We start from the raw sequence: 16,522 nt of genomic DNA on the forward strand, positions 1-16,522 counted from the left end.
GTGGCCGATGACGGTGAGCCAAGAAGGACCATCACCGCCTGGCATCGGTCTGTAGTGCTGGATGAGTATGCGTCGGACGATATCTTTATTGATCTCGACAGCGAATGCTCTCGATATTTGCTCGGCAATCTTGCGGCAGCCGAAGCGGGGATTTCGCCGCTTCATCTCGATAACCACACCAATGAGTTCTTTTGATGGACCTTTGGGTCCGGGGCGCCGGCGCTTTCTCGGGCCATAGAGCAGGCGATACTTGCGTCTCACCAGCACGGAATGAAAGCGCAGAAGGGTGGAAGGCTTTAGTATCACAGCCATCTTGCTCAGGCGTTTGGGTGACCCCAAAAGCGCGCGAACTCCCAGCACCAGCGGATCCCATGAGGTCAGATTCGGCGCACGCCGCTGCGCACGCTTCATGATGAGCAGCTGGTGTTTGACCGCCAGTGATTCGGCCACCACCGCGCCAAGGCCGCCCCGACTGCCAAGCTTTGCCAGGGTCACTAACAGATGGGCGATCAAGATGAATAGTTCTCGCATGAGAGCGAACTTTAAGGGTAAGTGAAGGATTCACAAGATTGCGCTGCTGAAGTGTTTTCTGCAAGATTCAGCAATTCGCCACAGACAGGAAATATCACCAGACTTCTCGAAGCTTTCGGAGCTTTTAGCAGGGACAGGCATCGCGGCAGTAATCGCGCGTTCAGGCGTTGGCGAGGCGGCGGGCCGTACCGAGCAGCTGGTCCCAGGTCTCGCGCACGTCGGCCTGCGTGGTGCGCGCGTTCCCGATCGCGAAGCGGATCGCGACGCGCTCGCCGAGGCGCGTGGTTGAGAGAAATGCGAACCCGCTGCGATTGATCTCTTCGGTCACGCGCTGATTGTGCTCGTCCAGCGCGACGGCGTTTTGCGCAAGGCGCGCGGGCAGGTGGCGAAAGCACACGACCGAGAGCGGATGCGGCGCCATGATTTCGAAATCGCCGGCTTCGCGGATCCATCGCGCCAGTTCCTGCGTCCAGGCCACGTGACTGCGAAGGATCTCGACAATTCTGCGCCGCCCATAGGCGCGCAGCACGAACCATAGCTTCAGCCCGCGAAAGCGACGGCCCAACTGCACGCCGTAGTCCATATAGTTGTGCACCTCGCTCTCGGGAGTTTCGAGGTAGGCCGGGACCAGGCTGAACGCGCGGCGGAGCAGCGCCTCGTGGGGCGTGTAAAGCACCGAAAGATCGACCGGCACGAACATCCACTTGTGCGGATTGACCACCAGCGAGTCGGCCGCCTCGGCGCCGTCGAGCAGCCAGCGCAGTTCCGGCACGATCGCGGCCGGACCCGCGTAGGCCGCGTCAACGTGCAGCCACACGCGATGCGCGCGGCAGACGCTCGCGATCGCGGGGACCGGATCGACCGAGGTGGTCGAGGTCGTGCCGACCGTCGCCGCCACGGCCATCGGCAAAAAGCCGCGCGCGCGATCTTCGGCGATCGCACGGTCGAGCGCCGCCGGATCCATCCTGAACGCATCGTCGGTCGAGACCTTGACCACGTTTTCTCGCCCGATACCCAGCAGGATCGCGTCCTTCTCGATGTGCGAGTGGGTCTGGCCGGTGCAGTACACGCGCAGGCGCGGAAGGTCGCGGCCGGCGATGCCCAGATTGCGCATGTCAAGGCCGAGCGACTCGCGCGCCGCCGCGAGCGCGTGCAGGCCGGAAATGCTGGCGGTGTCGTAAACCACGCCGAAGAAGCTCTGCGGCAATCCAAGAGCATCACGCAGCCACCTGAGCGCGACTTCCTCGACCTCGGTCGCCGCCGGCGACGTCCGCCAGAGCATCCCGTTGACGTTGAGCGCGGCGGCAAGCAATTCGGCCAGCACGGCCGGCTCCGACCCGGTGATCGAGAAGTAGGCGAAGAAGCGCGGATGATTCCAGTGGGTGATGCCGGGGACGACGATGCGCTCGAAGTCGTCGAGCAGCGCGTCGAAATCTTCGCCCTCCTCGGGCATCGCGGACGCCATCGCCGCGGCGATCTCGCCCGGGCGCACGCGGGAAAGCACCGGAAAATCCCGCGTCCGCTCGAAGTAGCGCGCGACCCACGCAGACGCGCGAGCGAGCGCTTCAGCGAATTTGCGTTCGTCCATCGCGGCTTGCAGCGGCGCCGGCTAGTGTCGAGCGAGCGGCGCCGCCAGCGCCTCGCCCGCAAGCTGGTCGTCGGGGACGACGAGACCCATGGCTTTCAGGTGTTTGACCAGCCGGTCGCGGGTTTCAGTGATTTCGATCAGCTGATGAGGCCGGTACTTTGCGACCTCGGCAGCGGTGTACGGTTTGAAGTCGGCCGGCGTCTCAGCCTTATTGAAGGTGAACAATAGCCAGTTGAGCACCTCCGCGATTTCGGCGTCGCTCAGCGATGAAGCGGCGACGCCCGGGACCTCGACGAGGTATTCGCGCCCGCCCGGCACGTGCAGGAAGTAGCCCATCGAGTTTGCCAGGCGCGGGACCGTGCCGGGGATACCCTCGGCGCGCGGCTTGTGACAGCCCCAGCAGTTGAGCGTGTAGAGTTCTGCCGGCGAACCGCCCGCCAGCGCCGTGCCCGCAAACGAGAGCGCGGCAATCAGGACGGCGATAGCGCGCGGCTTCATATCGCCCAAGCGTACTACTTGGCGGCCTTGTCGCCCAACTGCTTCATCAGCGCGTCGCGTTCGGTGTGAACGGCGGCCGAGGTAAGCTGCTTCGCGCGTTCCGTCTTGACCTCGTCGGGAGAAATAGGCTTGAAGTCCGCCGGCAGCACCTTGGCATTGAAGCTCGTAAGCACGTAGGTGAGCACCTCGGCGACTTCCTGGTCGCTAAGCTGTGGCCACGGCGGCATGTCACCCTCGAAGCTGTCGCCGCCGGAATCGATCTTGCCGCCCATGCCGAAGGACACGACGTCGACTATGTACGCGCGTCCATCCTTGAGCGCGACGTATTTGCCCACCGTGTCGGCGAGCGGCGGATATACCGAGGGTGCGCCCTTGCCGTCGGGCTGGTGGCAGACGGCGCAATTCGAGATGAACGTGTTGTGCCCGTCCGCCTGCGCCGCCGGCGTCCCGGCCGCGAGTGACAGCAGGCACACGGCCGCGGCCAGCCCAATCCGCGGGCTCAGGTCTTGAGCCCGAGCCGGACGGCCGTCGTGCAGTTGACGACGTAGGATGAAGGTTTGGTTCCGAAGCACCAGATGACTCCGTTATCCAGTTGAGTCCTGTAAATGGGCATGTCGCCCTTGTTGTTTTCGCAGAAGCAGCGGCCGCATACGTCTTTGCCGCAGCAGTCACGATAGCCGATTATGTATTCCTTGCCGTCGTTGGGGTCGCGGCAGGTGCCGACCCACGAGGTCGGCGACATGATGGTACCGGCGGGACATTCCGTATGACTGCCGCCGCAGCAGCCGCACAGGTTGCCGTCGAAGCCGCAATAGCGCCAGTAGTCGCAGGTCGAAGGATCGTCGGTGCGCCCGGTGCCATAGGCGCCCATCGTCATCTGCGCGTCGGCGCGGCCCAGTACTCGATCGATCGGCAGCAGCGGCAGGACCATCCCGCCAAGCATCAGCTTGCCCATCCGGGCGAGGAAACCGCGGCGCGAGGTGCGTTGCGCGACCGTGCGGGTAAGCTGTTCCACCAGGGTATCCATCGTTCGCCTCCTCGCCTATTTGCGTCCGCCCTTGCCTGCCGCGGCGCGCGCGCCTTCATGATTATGCCCGTGGCCGTCCGCATCGTCCCCATGATTGTGGTCATGCCCATGATCTTGCGCGTCGGCCTCAGAGTGTTCGTGCGGTTCGTGGCCCTCGCCCTGCCGGGACTGCAGGAACTGCTGGATCGACGGAACTCCCATCTGCTTGGCCTCGATCAGGCTCTCCAGATGCTCGCGGGTGTTGAGCAGGCCCTTGGCCCGGATCACTCCGGCGTCGTCGATCATCACACCATAGGGCAGCTTGCCGATCCGGTAGGTCATCCCGACGTCGGCCGAGAGGATGTAGGGAAAATCCTCGAGATGCTGCGTGCGGATGAAGCGTTCGTGCTCGACCGGTTCGCCGTCGCTGGCGAGGATGACGTCGAGCCACGAACTCTCGGCCTGCTGAATCGATTTAACGATCGGCAGCAGCTTTTTGCATACCGGGCAGGTAGGCGAGAGAAAGAAGAGCAGCATGCTGCGGCCGCGCGGGCCGCCCAGGTGAAGGGGCGTGCCGCGGACGTCCTTGACTTCGAACTGCGGCGCGGCCTCGCCTTCCTTGGGTCCGCGGTCGAGCGTCAGCGCTCCCATCGGCGCGATCCGCTCGTGCAGCACGCCGACCTGGCGGAGGAGCGCGAGCATCATCAGCGCCATCGAGAGCACGAGCACCCACAGCAGAATCTGCGAAATCACCAGCGCTTCAAGCATTCAGCGCACCCAGCGCGCGAAGCCCGGGGGCGTTCGCGATCAAGTAGTTGGCGGCGGTATAAAGCACCACGATCGTCGCCGCCGCCATCGCGACGGTGGCGAAGTCGAGAAAATCCATCGCCCGCGCCCCGGCCGGCATCAGCGCGAGCGCGAGCAGCGCGAACAGGACGCCATTGCGGAGCAGCAACCATCCGCTCAGGCGCTGGCGGAGCGCCGGCCCGAAACATCCGCAATCGATATCCGTGCGGCCGCGCGCGAGGTTGATCGCGATTGCGCCGGTGAAGACCGCAAGCAGCACGATCAGCACAAGCGCGGCGGACGCGCGGATAGGACTCAGCAGGAGGCCGAGCGCGGCCGCGCACTCGATCACCGGCGCGATCCAGGCAAACGGCGTCGCCATCCACTCCGGGATCAGCCGGTAGTTGGTCACCGCGCCGCGAAAGCTCTCCAGGTCATAGAACTTGAGCGCTCCCGACGCCGCGAATATGGCGGCGGCAGCCGCCGCGGCCATCCATCCGAGCACTGGGTCAATCTGCGGCATCTTTCTCCGTGCGCGCTCTACGGGCCGGACTGGGGCGTCACGGCGTCAGAGCCCGAACATCTCCCATGGCACGCCGGAGAGACCGGTCATCGTGCCGAGGTACCTGCCGTCGAGCGCGCTGAACGTCTGCATAATGGCCGGCGTCACGCTCAGCACATAGAGCGTCGGCGCGTCGTCCTGGCTGACCAGGATGGAATTGCCCTGCCGCGGCAGCTTGATCCGGTCGACGCGCTTTTTCACTTTCACGTCATACACCCAGACCTCGGTGCCTGGATTCTTGTGCGTCCAGTCGCCTCCTCCCCGATGCATCAGGACGAAGAGCAAGCCCTTGGCGGCGTTGGCCCAGATCGGCTGATAACCGCCCGGCAGCCATCCCGCCTGCTTCTCGTCCTCGCTCAAAAGCGGCCACGGTTCGCCCGGCTCAGCCGGAGTGGAGCCGAGGCCCATCGGATAAACCATCCCGCGGTAGCTGACGAAGTAGGCGTCGTCGCCCACCCGCGCCGGCACGCCGAAGACGGGGTCTTTCTCGATGTCGAAGAAGGGCTTGGCGGTGCGCTTTTGCGCCGTCGCCTTGCCGTCGTCGCTGAACTCCGTGGTCAGCATCGTGCCGTCGCTGCAGACCGAAACGAAGCGCCGCTCTCCTGCGATCAGGACTTCGGCGCATCCGGAAGTTTCGATCTCGCCCGCGACGCTTCGGTTCTGGGTGTTAACCACGGTGACCGAGGTCGCGGGAGTCAGATTGGCGACCAGCACAAAGCGGCCGTCCGACGTCACGGTCATCTCCGAGCTGTCCGGGATCGAGAGCTGGCGCTTGGTCGGCAGAATCACTTCGCCGACCGGCGCCAGGTGACGCGCGTCGTAGATGGTCAGCACGTCGGTGCGGTCGCCGCGCGCGCCCCGCGAATAGTAAGTATCGGCCATGTAGAACTGCTTGTGATCCGGCGCCACCGCGAACGCGCTGGTGATGCCGCCGGTCATCTGACCGAGCACCTGGAGCGAGTCCCCGTCGACGGCGAACACGCTCGTCACCTGCAGAGTGCCGCTGAACGGGTTCATCACGAATACCCAGTGCGGCCCGGCCGGCGGCAACTCCCGCACCTTGACGCCTTCCTCGGGCGGCAACTGGGCCAGCGCGCCGGATCCACACAAGGCCAACAGCCCCAGGAAGATCGCAATGATAAACGCGCCGCGTTTGGCCATCTCAGCTGCTCCCATACAAGTCGGAAAATGCGGCTCCCCGCCCGGCTCTTACCAACTCGTGCTGACCCCGAACGGGTTGCTCCCCATCTCGAGAATCCGACGGAGGACGCCAACCTCCGGTCGAACTCGGTCAGCCCCAAAAGCAACCCGGGTGCCAGAGCGAACTGGGCAATTTCACACGGCCCATCGTCGGTCGAGAGCGCTGGTCCTGCTCGCCTGTCGGGCTTTTGCCCCGCGTTGAGGCAGCCTCGTCCAAGCCGTTTCAATGGCCGAACCGAGCGGCCTCTCTATCCTGCGGCCCTCAGGCTGACTCAGACGCAACTCGCTACGCCCGCCGACGAAGCTTCTTTCCACGCGGAAACCTACCGCAGGGTCGCCCGACAATCAAACGCCGATTCAGGGGAAATTCGGCACTTGGGGCGGAAGCAGCCTCTCCGCGAGGCACTCCCACGCTGCGTCCCGGCGCTGGCGAATCGGACGAGCCAGGGCGACGGTTGACGAACGGCCTCAAAGCGGTCACAAGCGTCTGTTACGCGACCGCGCGCGGATCCGGCTCGGCGATGAAGAAACACCGATCAGCCTCTGAGGGGACGACTGCCGCTTTCGTGATCATCGCCGCGCTAACGCTGATCGCGTTGGCGATAACGGTCGCCGCTGAAGGCCGCTCCCTTGCCGCGCCCGGGCCCGCCGCAAACGCCCCGTCGGCTGATGCCATACAACCGGGCGCCGGCGCCGCAAGGCGGCCGCCGCATTACGTCGGCACCGTTTATTGCTACGCCTGCCACCTCGAGCTATCGCTCGAATTCGCCAAGACCAAGATGGGTCGGCTGTTCCTGGTCAAGCCGGAGAACGACCTCGAGCGCAAAGGCTGCGAGGGATGCCACGGCCCCGCCAGCGACCATGCGGAATCGGGCGGAGGGCTGGGTGTGGGCGGGATGGCGGAGTTCCGAATCGATCAGGGACAGACCATCGAGCGCAACAACCGGGCCTGCCTTCAGTGTCATGACGAAGCGTTCTGGCACGGGAAAACCCATCCGCTGCGCCGGATGGCTTGCTTCGATTGTCACGTCGTGATGGTGCGGATGAGTCCCACTTTCCAACTGGCGCCCGCGGCGGCCGGCGAGGACTGGAATCGCGGGCGCACCTGGCGCGACGCTGCACTCCTGGGTCTGCTGGCGGGGGCGGTGTTAGGCGGATGGCGGCGGCGGCGCCTGCGTCGGCGGCGCAAGGGCTGAGACGGGGGACTTAACGATGGACTGGATCGCCTTTGCCCGCGGCCCCGCTCTCCACTGGGCGCTTGTGATCATGGTCTTCGGTTTTTGCGTGCGGCTGGGCGCTTTCATCTTCAGCCCGGCCGAGCGCGATCTCTATTGGGCGCGCAAACAATTCTGGCTGGGCCGCGGGCACTGGCAAATCGAGAGCTACGTGATGCACGCTGGGCTGCTGATCGTGCTCTTCGGTTTCGCACCGCACATCGTGCTGGTGAGCGATCTGACCGGAGTTGGCTGGCCCGGCCTGCCGATCGGCCTGGTCTGGTTTGCGGGCTCGGTCACGGTGGTCGCGATGGTCGCGGTACTGCTCCATCGGCCGCCCGACGAGACGCGCGCGGCCTGGCCGGCGCGGCTCGACGAATACTTCACGTGGACGGTCGTGCTGACGCCGCTGGTCACAGGGATGCTCGCGTTTCCGCACGTCGGCGGGGCCTCGCTCATGCGCCCATATGCCGCGCTCCTGACGGCTCATCTGTTGAGCGTCGAATTCCTGATGATCTGGCTGCCATTCGGGCGCCTCGCGCATCTGGTGCTCATGCCGCTATTGCGCAGCACCGCGCGCACGCTGGAACTGCTCGGGGTCTGGAGTTGATGATGTGGCGAGAAATCATCGCCAAGCGCCGGCGCGCAATCCGATGGTGGACGGCGCTGGCCGGGCTCGCGATTGTGGCCGGATGCGCGGCCGGTGAACCGCCGCAAAATGCCCCCTCCAGCGCCACGCCGCCGGGCGCTGCGAGCGCTTCGCCCGCCGACTCCGGCGCCGCCACCGAGCAGGGGTACACGGGGCTTTGGGAGGGAACCTCGACCGCGAGCTGTATGCCGTTTCAGCCCGATATCACGCGATGCAACGCGGTGCAGAAGATCACGCTCAGGATGTTTCAGGAGGGATCCAAACTCACCGGCCAGTACACCTGCGCGACCGGCAACATGGACTGCCGGGATACCAACACCACGGGCACGATCGCCGACGGCAAGGTGCGCGACGGCGGCGCGGCCCTCCGCGTGATGCTGCCCGACGGATCAAGCTGTTTGTTCAACGGAAGGCCGTCAGCGGGCAGCATGGCGGCGCCGGCGGTGAAACTGAGCGGTTCCTACTTGTGCATGCAGGGCGGCGGCTTTATCGAGCGGGGCAGTTTCCGGGTCGAACGCGCCTACTGAGGCCCTACGGAATCAGCACCGCGCGGCCCTTGACCTTCCCGGCCACCAGATCGTGCAGGGCCGTATTCGCGTCGCTCAGACGATACTCCCGCGTAGCGAGCGTCACCTTACCGCGGTCGGCAAGCGCCATCAGTTCGACCAGGTCGGGATAGGTGCCGACCAGGTTGCCCACGATGGTCTTTTCGGTCGCGACCATCTCCATCGTGGGAATCTCGATCTTGCCGCCGTAGCCGACGACGTAGTAGTAGCCCGCGTTGGCGGTCATCTTCAGCCCCTTGGCGACCGCATCGCCTTCGCCCACGAAATCGATCACCGCCTGCGCTCCGCCGCCGCCGGTCAGTTGCTGGACCGCTTCGACCTCGTTGCCGTCGGATTTGACAACATGATCGGCGCCGCATTCGCGGGCCAGTCCAAGTGCGAGGTCCGAGCGGTCGACCACGACGATCACCGCCGGGCTGAGCGCGCGCAGGACCTGAATGCCGATATGGCCGAGGCCGCCCGCGCCGATTATCACCGCCCAATCGCCCGGCAGCAGGTTGCGCGAGGCTTTTTTGGCCGCGTGATAAGCAGTGATGCCGGCGTCAGCGTGCGGGGCGACGTCCTTGGGCGCAAGCGTCTGCGGCAGCTTGATCAACGCGCGCATGCTGGTCCTGAGCAATTCGGCGTAGCCGCCGTTGGAGTCCAGGCCCGGGAACGCTCCGCCGCCATGCATGTCGTTGCCGCGGCGCGCGGCGAGCGTCTCGCCCGTGCTGGAAAGCGGATGGCAGATGACCGGGTCGCCGCGCTTGACCATCTCGACCGCGCTGCCGACCTCCTCGATCCAGCCCGCGTTCTCGTGCCCCATGATGTAAGGGAGCTTGACGGGAATCATGCTGCGCCACAGTCCCTCGATCACGTGGAGGTCGGTGCGGCACACGCCCGCACCGCCGATCCGCACGATCACGTCGGTGGGCTTTTCGATCTTCGGCTCCGGCACTTCCCCGTAGCGCACGAAGTCGGGCCGCTTCAGAGCTTCATCGTACTCGTGCAAAACCGCAGCTTTCATGGTTGTGAACCGCCTTTCGCCGGAGTTTCCGTCGCGTCCGCGCGCGGCCAACTGCCGTTTACACCCCGCGCGCGTGCGGGGTCAACCGTGGACGCGAGGCGCTAGAGCGCCATCTCCTCGAGCGTCTTGCCGCGCGTCTCCGGCGCATAGAGCAGAATCATCACCGCGCCGAGGATCGGCCCGATCGCGCAGAGCGACGCCGCGTTGCCCAGTCCGCCCACGAACAGCGACAGGGTCCCGACGAGCACCGGGCTGATGAACCATGCGAGCTGGCCGAGCGTCTGGATAGTGCTGCTGTAGCCGGCCGCGCGAATCGCGGTGGGAAACAATTCGGCCGAGAGCGCCGCGGTCGCGGCGCGAGAGCCCTGGTAGGCGAACATCGTAGCCATGAACCCCAGCATGATCATGTGGTGATGCGAGGACTGGAACAGCATCACCATGGAAATTCCGGCGGCCAGGTAAAAGATGCTCGTCGTCAGCCGGCGCCCCACCAGGTCGAGCAGGTAGCCGCACAGCATCGTCCCCACCGTCGCCATCAGGTAGGCCGCGATCACCGCCGCACCCACCTGCGAAGAGGTCCAATGATGATCGCGCTTGGCGTAGAGGCTGAAGTAAGTAATCGTCGGACCGCCGACGAAGCCGACGGTGTTGGCGAGCATCGCGACCAGGATGAGGCGTCCGCGATAGGGCCCGCGAAAAAGCTTGATATGACCGCGCAGCGTTTCGCGCCATCCCGGATGAACCGACAGCGAAGCGCGATGGGCCTGGAAGCGCGCGGTCTCGCGCACGTACCGGCGCAGAAACGCCACCAGCAGAAGCGGCGCGATGCCCAGCAGGTACATCCCGCGCCAGCCCCACGCCGACTCCGCCACGTAGCCGTATAATTGGCCCGCGATGGCCACGCCGACGAATGCCGCCATGTGAAAGCCGGCGATCGCTCGGCCACGCAGGTCGTCCGGAAACTCCTCGCTGATAATGATGATCGCCATGCCGAACTCGCTGGCCAGGAACACCTGCGAGCAACTCTGGAACAGGGTGAAGGTGAAAAGCCCACGCGAAAGTCCGGTGAACAGGGTGAACAGGCCATAGCCCAGCACCGTCACCGAAATGACCGGCTTGCGTCCGACGCGGTCTCCACACGAGATCACCAGGAACGACATCACCGTGCCGAGTCGCACGATCGAGGCGATCACGCCGATGGCCTGGTTCCCAAGGTGAAAGGTCGTGGCGATGTCGGGCGTGCAGAGATGGAAAATCGTGATGTCGTAGCCTTCGAAAATGGTCGCCGGTATCAGCAGGCCGAGCAACTGCCACAGGTACGCGCGCGGATGGCGCGGGGCATCGTTGACTCCGTTCGCCGCCGCCATGGTCTGGCGCTGCGCCTGCGCGTCATCCATCAGATTCCTCCGCGCATATCGCCGCGCTCGCCGCCGCGCCGGTCGTCCGGCCTGCGCGAATCTTCACACTTCCGATACACGGGCCCGCAACCGTCACCGCGATCCTCACCGTTCCTCCCGCCGTTATCGCCATCGTCTCCCACGCTTGCGAGCGTTTTCATACTATCCTGTTAACGACGGCGAATCGCCTGCACCGGAGGCGCTCCGCTCCGGATCGGCCTCGCGAACTGCAGTGACGATCATCCGTTTGCCGAAGAGCAGCGCGGGCGAGAAAACCTGGCGCAGGATTTCGTCGGTCAGCTCCGGCGGCGCCACGGCGCGGCGATGCTGGCGCGCCTTGCGCGCGAACGCGCCGACCGCGGCGCGCGAGGCCAGATACATCGGCAGCGCCATTGGCGCGAGCGCGATCGAGGAGGGGCTCAGGCGATCGGTGTAAAATTCGAGCGCGCCGAACCCGGCAAGCCGCATCAGGTAGCGCAAACGGAAGTAGTCGATAAGGAAGATGTGCCCGTGATAGTAGCGGCCGGCGGAGCGCGCGCGCAGGGTCTCGACTTCATTGGCGAGCCCGCGGCGCATCGTCCGCTGCCCGGTCAGCATCGCGCTCACCCGCGCGCTCAGATGCATCACGTTGGGCGTGGTCAGCACGATCCGGCCGCCGGGCCTGAGCACGCGCGCGCACTCCCGCACAAAGCCGGCCTGGCCTTCAAAATGTTCAATACCTTCGCGCGAGAGCACGGCGTCGAAGGCGCCGGCGCAAAACGGAAGCGGCGCGTTGCAGTCCGCGCGAACCCATCGCGCGGCCGCCGCGCTCCGGGCCGGCGGGAAGAGATCAAGCGAGACGACCTGGAAGCCCATGCGCTCGAGCCGCGCCGACTCGCCGCCCGCGCCGGCCGGGATGTCGAGCAGGCGGGCGTTCGCCGTTCGATCGAACAGCTCGAAGAAATCGACTCGCGTGCGGCGCTTTTTCCCCACAAGGGTCAAGGCTTTAGCCGAGCCGATGCCTCTACGCAATCGCACCCTCGTTACGTCTCGGAGCCCAATCCGTCACGAACGATTGATACCTCCGCCCGCTAACGGAATAATCTAAGCCGAGTCCATCACATGAGCGCTTCAGCACTTACAGGCGCGTCGCCCGCCCAGCGCGCCACGCAGAGTTCCGCCGAGCCCGCGATCGAAGCGCGAAGCCTTGGCTTCAGCTACGGCGAGCGGCAGGCGCTCGCCGGGGTCGAATTCACGATCGCGCGCGGCGAAATCTTCGGCTTCCTTGGGCCCAACGGCGGCGGCAAGAGCACGCTTTTCCGGCTGCTCTCGACGCTGGTGCCGGTACAATCCGGCAGCGCGCGCATCCTGGGCTACGACCTGCGCGGCGCGACCCAGGCGCTTCGGGGCGGGATCGGCGTCGTTTTCCAGAGTCCGAGCCTCGACGGCAAGCTGACCGTGACCGAGAACCTTATCATCCACGGCAACCTGTACGGGATGCGCGGCGCGCGGCTCAAAGAGCGCGCGCAGGCGATGCTCGCGCGCTTCGACGTGAGCGATCGCGCAGGCGAACTGGCCGAAGCGCTCTCGGGCGGATTGCGCCGGCGGGTCGAGCTGGCCAAAGCGCTCCTGCACGAGCCGCAACTGCTGTTGCTCGACGAGCCGAGCACCGGCCTTGACCCCGCGGCGAGGCGGGAGTTCTTCAACCTGCTCGGGCGCCTGCGCAACAGCGACGGCGTGACGGTCGTGCTCACGACGCACTACATGGAAGAGGCCGAGCGCTGCGACCGTATCGGCATCCTCGACCAGGGCCGGCTGGTGGCGATCGCGCCGCCGGGCGAGCTCAAGCAGCGGGTCGGCGGCGACGTTATGGTGATAAACGCGGCGGAGCCCGCGGCGCTCGCGCGAAAGATCGCCGATCGATTTCAGCTGAGCGCGGCGCTGGTCGACGGCACGCTCAGGATCGAGCGTCCGCGCGGGCACGAGATGGTGGCGCGGCTGGTTGACGAATTCGGCGGCGAGATCGAATCGGTGACTTTCGGCCGGCCCACGCTGGAGGACGTTTTCGTGCATCTGACCGGCCATCGTTTCGTCGCCCGCACGCCCGAGGAGGAGGACCGCCGCTGATGGGCCGGATCGTACTGCAGGTGGGGACGCTCTGGTGGCGCGAGATAGTGCGCTTTCGCCGCCAGCGTAGCGTGATTATCGGATCCTTCGTCCAGCCGCTGATTTTCTGGGTGCTGATCGGATGGGGGTTTCGAGCCTCGTTCAAACCGAGCGGTATGCCGTCAGGAACCGATTACGTCCAGTACTTCTATCCCGGCGTGATCATGCTGGTGCTGCTGTTCACCGCGATTTTCGCCACCATCGCGACCGTCGACGACCGCCGCCAGGGATTCCTGCAGGGCGTTCTGGTGGCGCCGATCGCGCGCGACACTGTGGTCGCGGGTCAGGCGCTCGGCGGGACCACGCTCGCGCTGTTCCAGGGATGCGTGTTTCTCGCGCTGGCGCCGCTCGCCGGAATTCATCTGGGCGCCGCGGCCGTCGCCGCCTCGATTACGGTGATGACCATCATTGCGTTCGCGTTCAACTGCGTCGGTCTTCTGATCGCGTGGCGCATCGAATCGACGCGCGGCTTTCATCTGATCATGAACTCGATCCTGGTGCCGATCTGGTTCCTCTCCGGCGCCTTCTTTCCCGCCGCGGGCGCACCCGTGTGGCTGCGCTGGATCATGCGGCTGAATCCGCTGACCTACGGGATGGCGGCGCTGAGGCGCGCGCTCTACCTGGGCGCGCCGCAGACCCTGAGTGCGCTGCCGGGCGCAGGATTGTCGATCGCTGTTAGTGTGGCGTTTGCAGCGGCCGCGATGTGGCTTGCGGCGCGCGTCGCCCAGCGCAGCCAGGTCGCCGCCGTCTAAGCCGCCGCCGCGCAAAGCGCCGCGGCGCCCCCCGTCAAGCTATGGGGTCGAAGTAGGTCTCGCGGCGTCCCTCGAAATGGAACTCGCGCGCAAGCCCGATCCATTTGCGGTCGGCTCCGTGAAGTGGCTCGGGGAGCCGTTCCAACGGAAAGAAACCGGCGCTTAACGCCTCGAGCGGATTGGGCCTGAGCCCGCCGCCCTCGATACGACAGTAGAAGAGATGCGAATAGATGTGGCGGTGCGCGGAGCCGGCCTTGCGGCTGTCGATGACCGCCATCAGGCAAAGCGGGCGCACGATGAGCCCGGTTTCCTCCGCCGCCTCCTTGGCCACGTTCTCCGCCGGCGACATCCCGACCTCGCAAAACCCCGTCGGATACCACCAGCGGCCGTTGGGACGCTCGATCATCAGCACTTCGCCGACTGAATTAAACGCGATCACGCCGCATCCCGTTGCCGTGGTCACGTAGCCGTCGTAGCCGTCGCGCACTTCGGCGCGCCAGCGGCGCAGGAGATCGGCGGCCTCCTCGGGGCTCGCGCCGTCCAGCGCCGCGCGCATCGCGGCCGCTTCGCGCAAAAGCTCCTCGTAGCGCTCGGCGTCGAAGCCGTGAGGATTGAAGGCAAGGCCGGTGCACGCGATCGCAGCGGTGCGTTCGACGAAGTGAACAATCGCGGCAAGGATCGTACTCAAAGGATCGCGCTCATGCGGCTGCGCATCGCGGCCGGAGACGCCCGGCGCCCGTCGCGCCAGGATCTCCGGAAAGCCGGGACCTGCTACAGACCGGGCAACACGCTCGTAGCGTGCTGGAAGGGACTGCGCCCGAAGGGATTCTGCCCGACCGAGCCGACGCCGCCCAGCGTTACCATGAACTGCACCTGTGTTTCGCTCGGGTTGATCGAATTGGTCACGCCCACGTCAACCGCCCAGCAGTTGCAGGGCGACTTGATGCGTACGCCGTATTCGGTCGAAAGCATCTTGGAATTGGCGAGGTCGTAGGATGGCGCGAAGAACAACCCCACCCGGTCGATCAGGTCGTAGTAGGCGCGGAGCGTGACGAACTCGTAGAAGCTCGAGTTGACGTTCGGCTGAGCCGCGGTTGGGCCGGGCTCGATGTAATTGTATGAGAGCTGCAGGAAGGAGCCCGACAGCGCGCGCCCCATGTAGAGGCTGGGCGGCGTGTACAGCGCCCATGGCGGCTGCATCGTGAAGTAGATGCTGGAATAGGTGATGCTCGTGTCGCGCGGATCGTAACCGAGTTGCGAGCCCATCGAAAGCCAGTTGGTCGCGAGCACGATAGCTGAGGCCTGCAGGTCGGACCATCGCGAGCCGCCCTGCGCCACCGCATGGGCGGTGTCGTATGCCTGGAGAACCTGGAACTCGGCCAGCTCGCGTGCCATCCCGGGCTGGGCCGCCACCGCCGGCAGCGGCATATCGCCCTCGAGCTCTTCATCCTCCTGCTCCTGGGCGGCGTCGCTCTGAGATACATCGCCCTGCGGCATCGCCGGGTGAGACGCCGAGTGAGCGTAGAGGCGGGAGGTCACGCCGAAGGTAATCAGGCTGCGCGCATTGATACGGTCAATCTCGTCGAAGAGGGGATAGTCGTTCTGGTTAATGTTCGGCACGTAGGCGTAGTACGCGAACGGCTCGAAGGTGTGCTTGAGCTTGTCGATCGATTTCCAATCGACGTTGTAAACCTTCTCGAGGATGGTCTTCGCGCCGACGTTGAAGTACGGCACCTGACGCCCTCTCAACCCGCCGCCGACCAACGGTCCGAGCGTCAGACCGTTGTTCCACTTAAGTCCGTCGGTGCCTACGGGAATGATCGCGATCTGATGACCGGAGGTATCGTAAACGGTTTCGTGAGTTCCGACCGCGCCCCACCCGAAGAGATAATCGCCGAGCCGCCACGGCACCGTGATCTGCGGATTGACGTCCAGACGCAGACCCGTCACGCCCGAGGAACGCCAGAAGTTGTCGGCTTCGACGTCGTAGTCGGCGTAGGCAAGTCCGCCAAGCAGCTCGCGCCGTCCGCTGAGCAGGAATTCCGGCAGCCGCTGCAGCGCGAACTCCTGCGGCTGGATCAGGTCCTGGTTCCACGTTCCGCCGAACTGGGCGTAGCCGTCCTCGAAGCTGTCGAGCAGCCCGAAGTGCGCGGGCGCGTCGCGCATCGTATTGTAGCCGTTGCCGAAGCCCTTGGAGAGCGTCCAGATGTTCATCTCGCGCAGGTAGAGGCTGTCGCTGACCGAGATCGCGTCGCCGTAAGCCACCAGATCCGGCGTGATATGTTGGCGCATCATCGCGATGACGTCGTAGCGGTCGATCGGGATGTGCGGGTCGGCAATCTGGTAGTCGACGACGTCGTTGACGCGCGAGGCCTGCGAACGCAGGCCTTCGTTGACGTAGGCCGTATCAACCCGCAGATAATCGTCGACTCCGTTTTGCAGGCGATACTCGTTGAACAACCCGACGCGCTGGTTGGTCTCGACGTCGAGCGCGAACGTCGCGTCCGAACTCTTGTTGATCGCCCAATAGAAGGGCTGCATGTACTGCGCGCCGCGCAGTCCCGAATAACCGACGCGCGGGCTCAGAAAGCCGGTCTGGCGCGAGCTGTCGGCCGGGAAAAT

The 16,522-nt window shown here is 65.4% G+C and carries 18 protein-coding genes; 5 read left to right on the forward strand and 13 right to left on the reverse strand.

The genetic code is table 11. The features are described 5' to 3' along the window. The 8 genes from VMI09_02540 to VMI09_02575 all read right to left on the reverse strand — a co-directional run. Positions 1-513: helix-turn-helix domain-containing protein (locus VMI09_02540; GenBank protein ID HTQ23545.1), on the reverse strand; the 513-nt coding region annotated here is incomplete at its 3' end. A gap of 178 nt (positions 514-691) precedes the next feature. Continuing rightward, positions 692-2,119 carry a pyridoxal-dependent decarboxylase gene (locus tag VMI09_02545; protein ID HTQ23546.1) on the reverse strand — a complete coding sequence of 476 codons (1,428 nt, stop codon included), beginning with the start codon at positions 2,117-2,119 and terminating at the stop codon, positions 692-694. Between the two features lie 21 nt (positions 2,120-2,140). Then, positions 2,141-2,617, reverse strand: coding sequence for a cytochrome c (locus VMI09_02550; GenBank protein HTQ23547.1), 477 nt, complete (start codon positions 2,615-2,617; stop codon positions 2,141-2,143). A 14-nt stretch (positions 2,618-2,631) separates the two neighbouring features. Then, positions 2,632-3,090 (reverse strand): cytochrome c, encoded by a 459-nt coding sequence (locus VMI09_02555; protein ID HTQ23548.1) that lies wholly within the window; start codon positions 3,088-3,090, stop codon positions 2,632-2,634. Positions 3,091-3,116: 26 nt separating this feature from the next. Then, complete coding sequence (locus VMI09_02560; GenBank protein HTQ23549.1) at positions 3,117-3,644, reverse strand: methylamine dehydrogenase light chain; 528 nt, start codon at positions 3,642-3,644, stop codon at positions 3,117-3,119. 15 nt (positions 3,645-3,659) lie between these two features. After that, a complete protein-coding gene (mauD, locus tag VMI09_02565; GenBank protein ID HTQ23550.1) occupies positions 3,660-4,391 on the reverse strand; it encodes a methylamine dehydrogenase accessory protein MauD in 732 nt (243 codons plus the stop codon). Continuing rightward, positions 4,384-4,932 (reverse strand): MauE/DoxX family redox-associated membrane protein, encoded by a 549-nt coding sequence (locus VMI09_02570; GenBank protein ID HTQ23551.1) that lies wholly within the window; start codon positions 4,930-4,932, stop codon positions 4,384-4,386. Before VMI09_02570 ends, mauD begins: the two co-directional genes overlap by 8 nt. 45 nt (positions 4,933-4,977) lie before the next feature. Continuing rightward, positions 4,978-6,132: an amine dehydrogenase large subunit gene (locus VMI09_02575; protein HTQ23552.1), complete on the reverse strand. Its 1,155-nt coding sequence runs from the start codon at positions 6,130-6,132 to the stop codon at positions 4,978-4,980. Between the two features lie 560 nt (positions 6,133-6,692). On the opposite strand from VMI09_02575, the gene VMI09_02580 reads away from it, so the two are divergent. Genes VMI09_02580 through VMI09_02590 form a run of 3 tightly spaced genes read left to right on the forward strand, consistent with a single transcriptional unit; the run spans position 6,693 to position 8,561 of the window. Continuing rightward, entirely contained in the window at positions 6,693-7,367 is a 675-nt protein-coding gene (locus VMI09_02580) for a hypothetical protein (protein HTQ23553.1), read from the forward strand. A gap of 16 nt (positions 7,368-7,383) precedes the next feature. Next, positions 7,384-7,995 (forward strand): hypothetical protein, encoded by a 612-nt coding sequence (locus VMI09_02585; GenBank protein HTQ23554.1) that lies wholly within the window; start codon positions 7,384-7,386, stop codon positions 7,993-7,995. Between the two features lie 2 nt (positions 7,996-7,997). After that, positions 7,998-8,561, forward strand: coding sequence for a hypothetical protein (locus VMI09_02590; GenBank protein HTQ23555.1), 564 nt, complete (start codon positions 7,998-8,000; stop codon positions 8,559-8,561). A gap of 4 nt (positions 8,562-8,565) precedes the next feature. Here the strand turns inward: VMI09_02590 and VMI09_02595 are convergent, their stop codons facing one another. From VMI09_02595 to VMI09_02605, 3 genes are all read right to left on the reverse strand, one after another. Next, a complete protein-coding gene (locus VMI09_02595; GenBank protein ID HTQ23556.1) occupies positions 8,566-9,606 on the reverse strand; it encodes an NAD(P)-dependent alcohol dehydrogenase in 1,041 nt (346 codons plus the stop codon). 101 nt (positions 9,607-9,707) lie between these two features. Beyond that, positions 9,708-11,003, reverse strand: a complete 1,296-nt coding sequence (locus VMI09_02600) for an MFS transporter (GenBank protein ID HTQ23557.1) — start codon at positions 11,001-11,003, stop codon at positions 9,708-9,710. A 162-nt stretch (positions 11,004-11,165) separates the two neighbouring features. Continuing rightward, entirely contained in the window at positions 11,166-11,975 is an 810-nt protein-coding gene (locus VMI09_02605) for a class I SAM-dependent methyltransferase (GenBank protein ID HTQ23558.1), read from the reverse strand. A gap of 129 nt (positions 11,976-12,104) precedes the next feature. Between VMI09_02605 and VMI09_02610 the strand changes: the two genes are divergently transcribed. Both VMI09_02610 and VMI09_02615 read left to right on the forward strand, forming a co-directional pair. After that, positions 12,105-13,109, forward strand: a complete 1,005-nt coding sequence (locus VMI09_02610; GenBank protein ID HTQ23559.1) for an ATP-binding cassette domain-containing protein — start codon at positions 12,105-12,107, stop codon at positions 13,107-13,109. Continuing rightward, on the forward strand, positions 13,109-13,900 hold the full coding sequence (locus VMI09_02615) for an ABC transporter permease (protein HTQ23560.1): 792 nt from the start codon (positions 13,109-13,111) through the stop codon (positions 13,898-13,900). The genes VMI09_02610 and VMI09_02615 overlap by 1 nt, the downstream gene beginning before the upstream one ends. 34 nt (positions 13,901-13,934) lie before the next feature. On the opposite strand, the gene VMI09_02620 is transcribed toward VMI09_02615, so the two are convergent. After that, positions 13,935-14,588 (reverse strand): NUDIX hydrolase N-terminal domain-containing protein, encoded by a 654-nt coding sequence (locus VMI09_02620; protein HTQ23561.1) that lies wholly within the window; start codon positions 14,586-14,588, stop codon positions 13,935-13,937. Positions 14,589-14,671: 83 nt separating this feature from the next. Then, positions 14,672-16,522: LPS assembly protein LptD (lptD, locus tag VMI09_02625; protein ID HTQ23562.1), on the reverse strand; the 1,851-nt coding region annotated here is incomplete at its 5' end.

This window comes from Candidatus Binataceae bacterium (assembly GCA_035500095.1).
GTDB lineage: Bacteria > Desulfobacterota > Binatia > Binatales > Binataceae > JAKAVN01.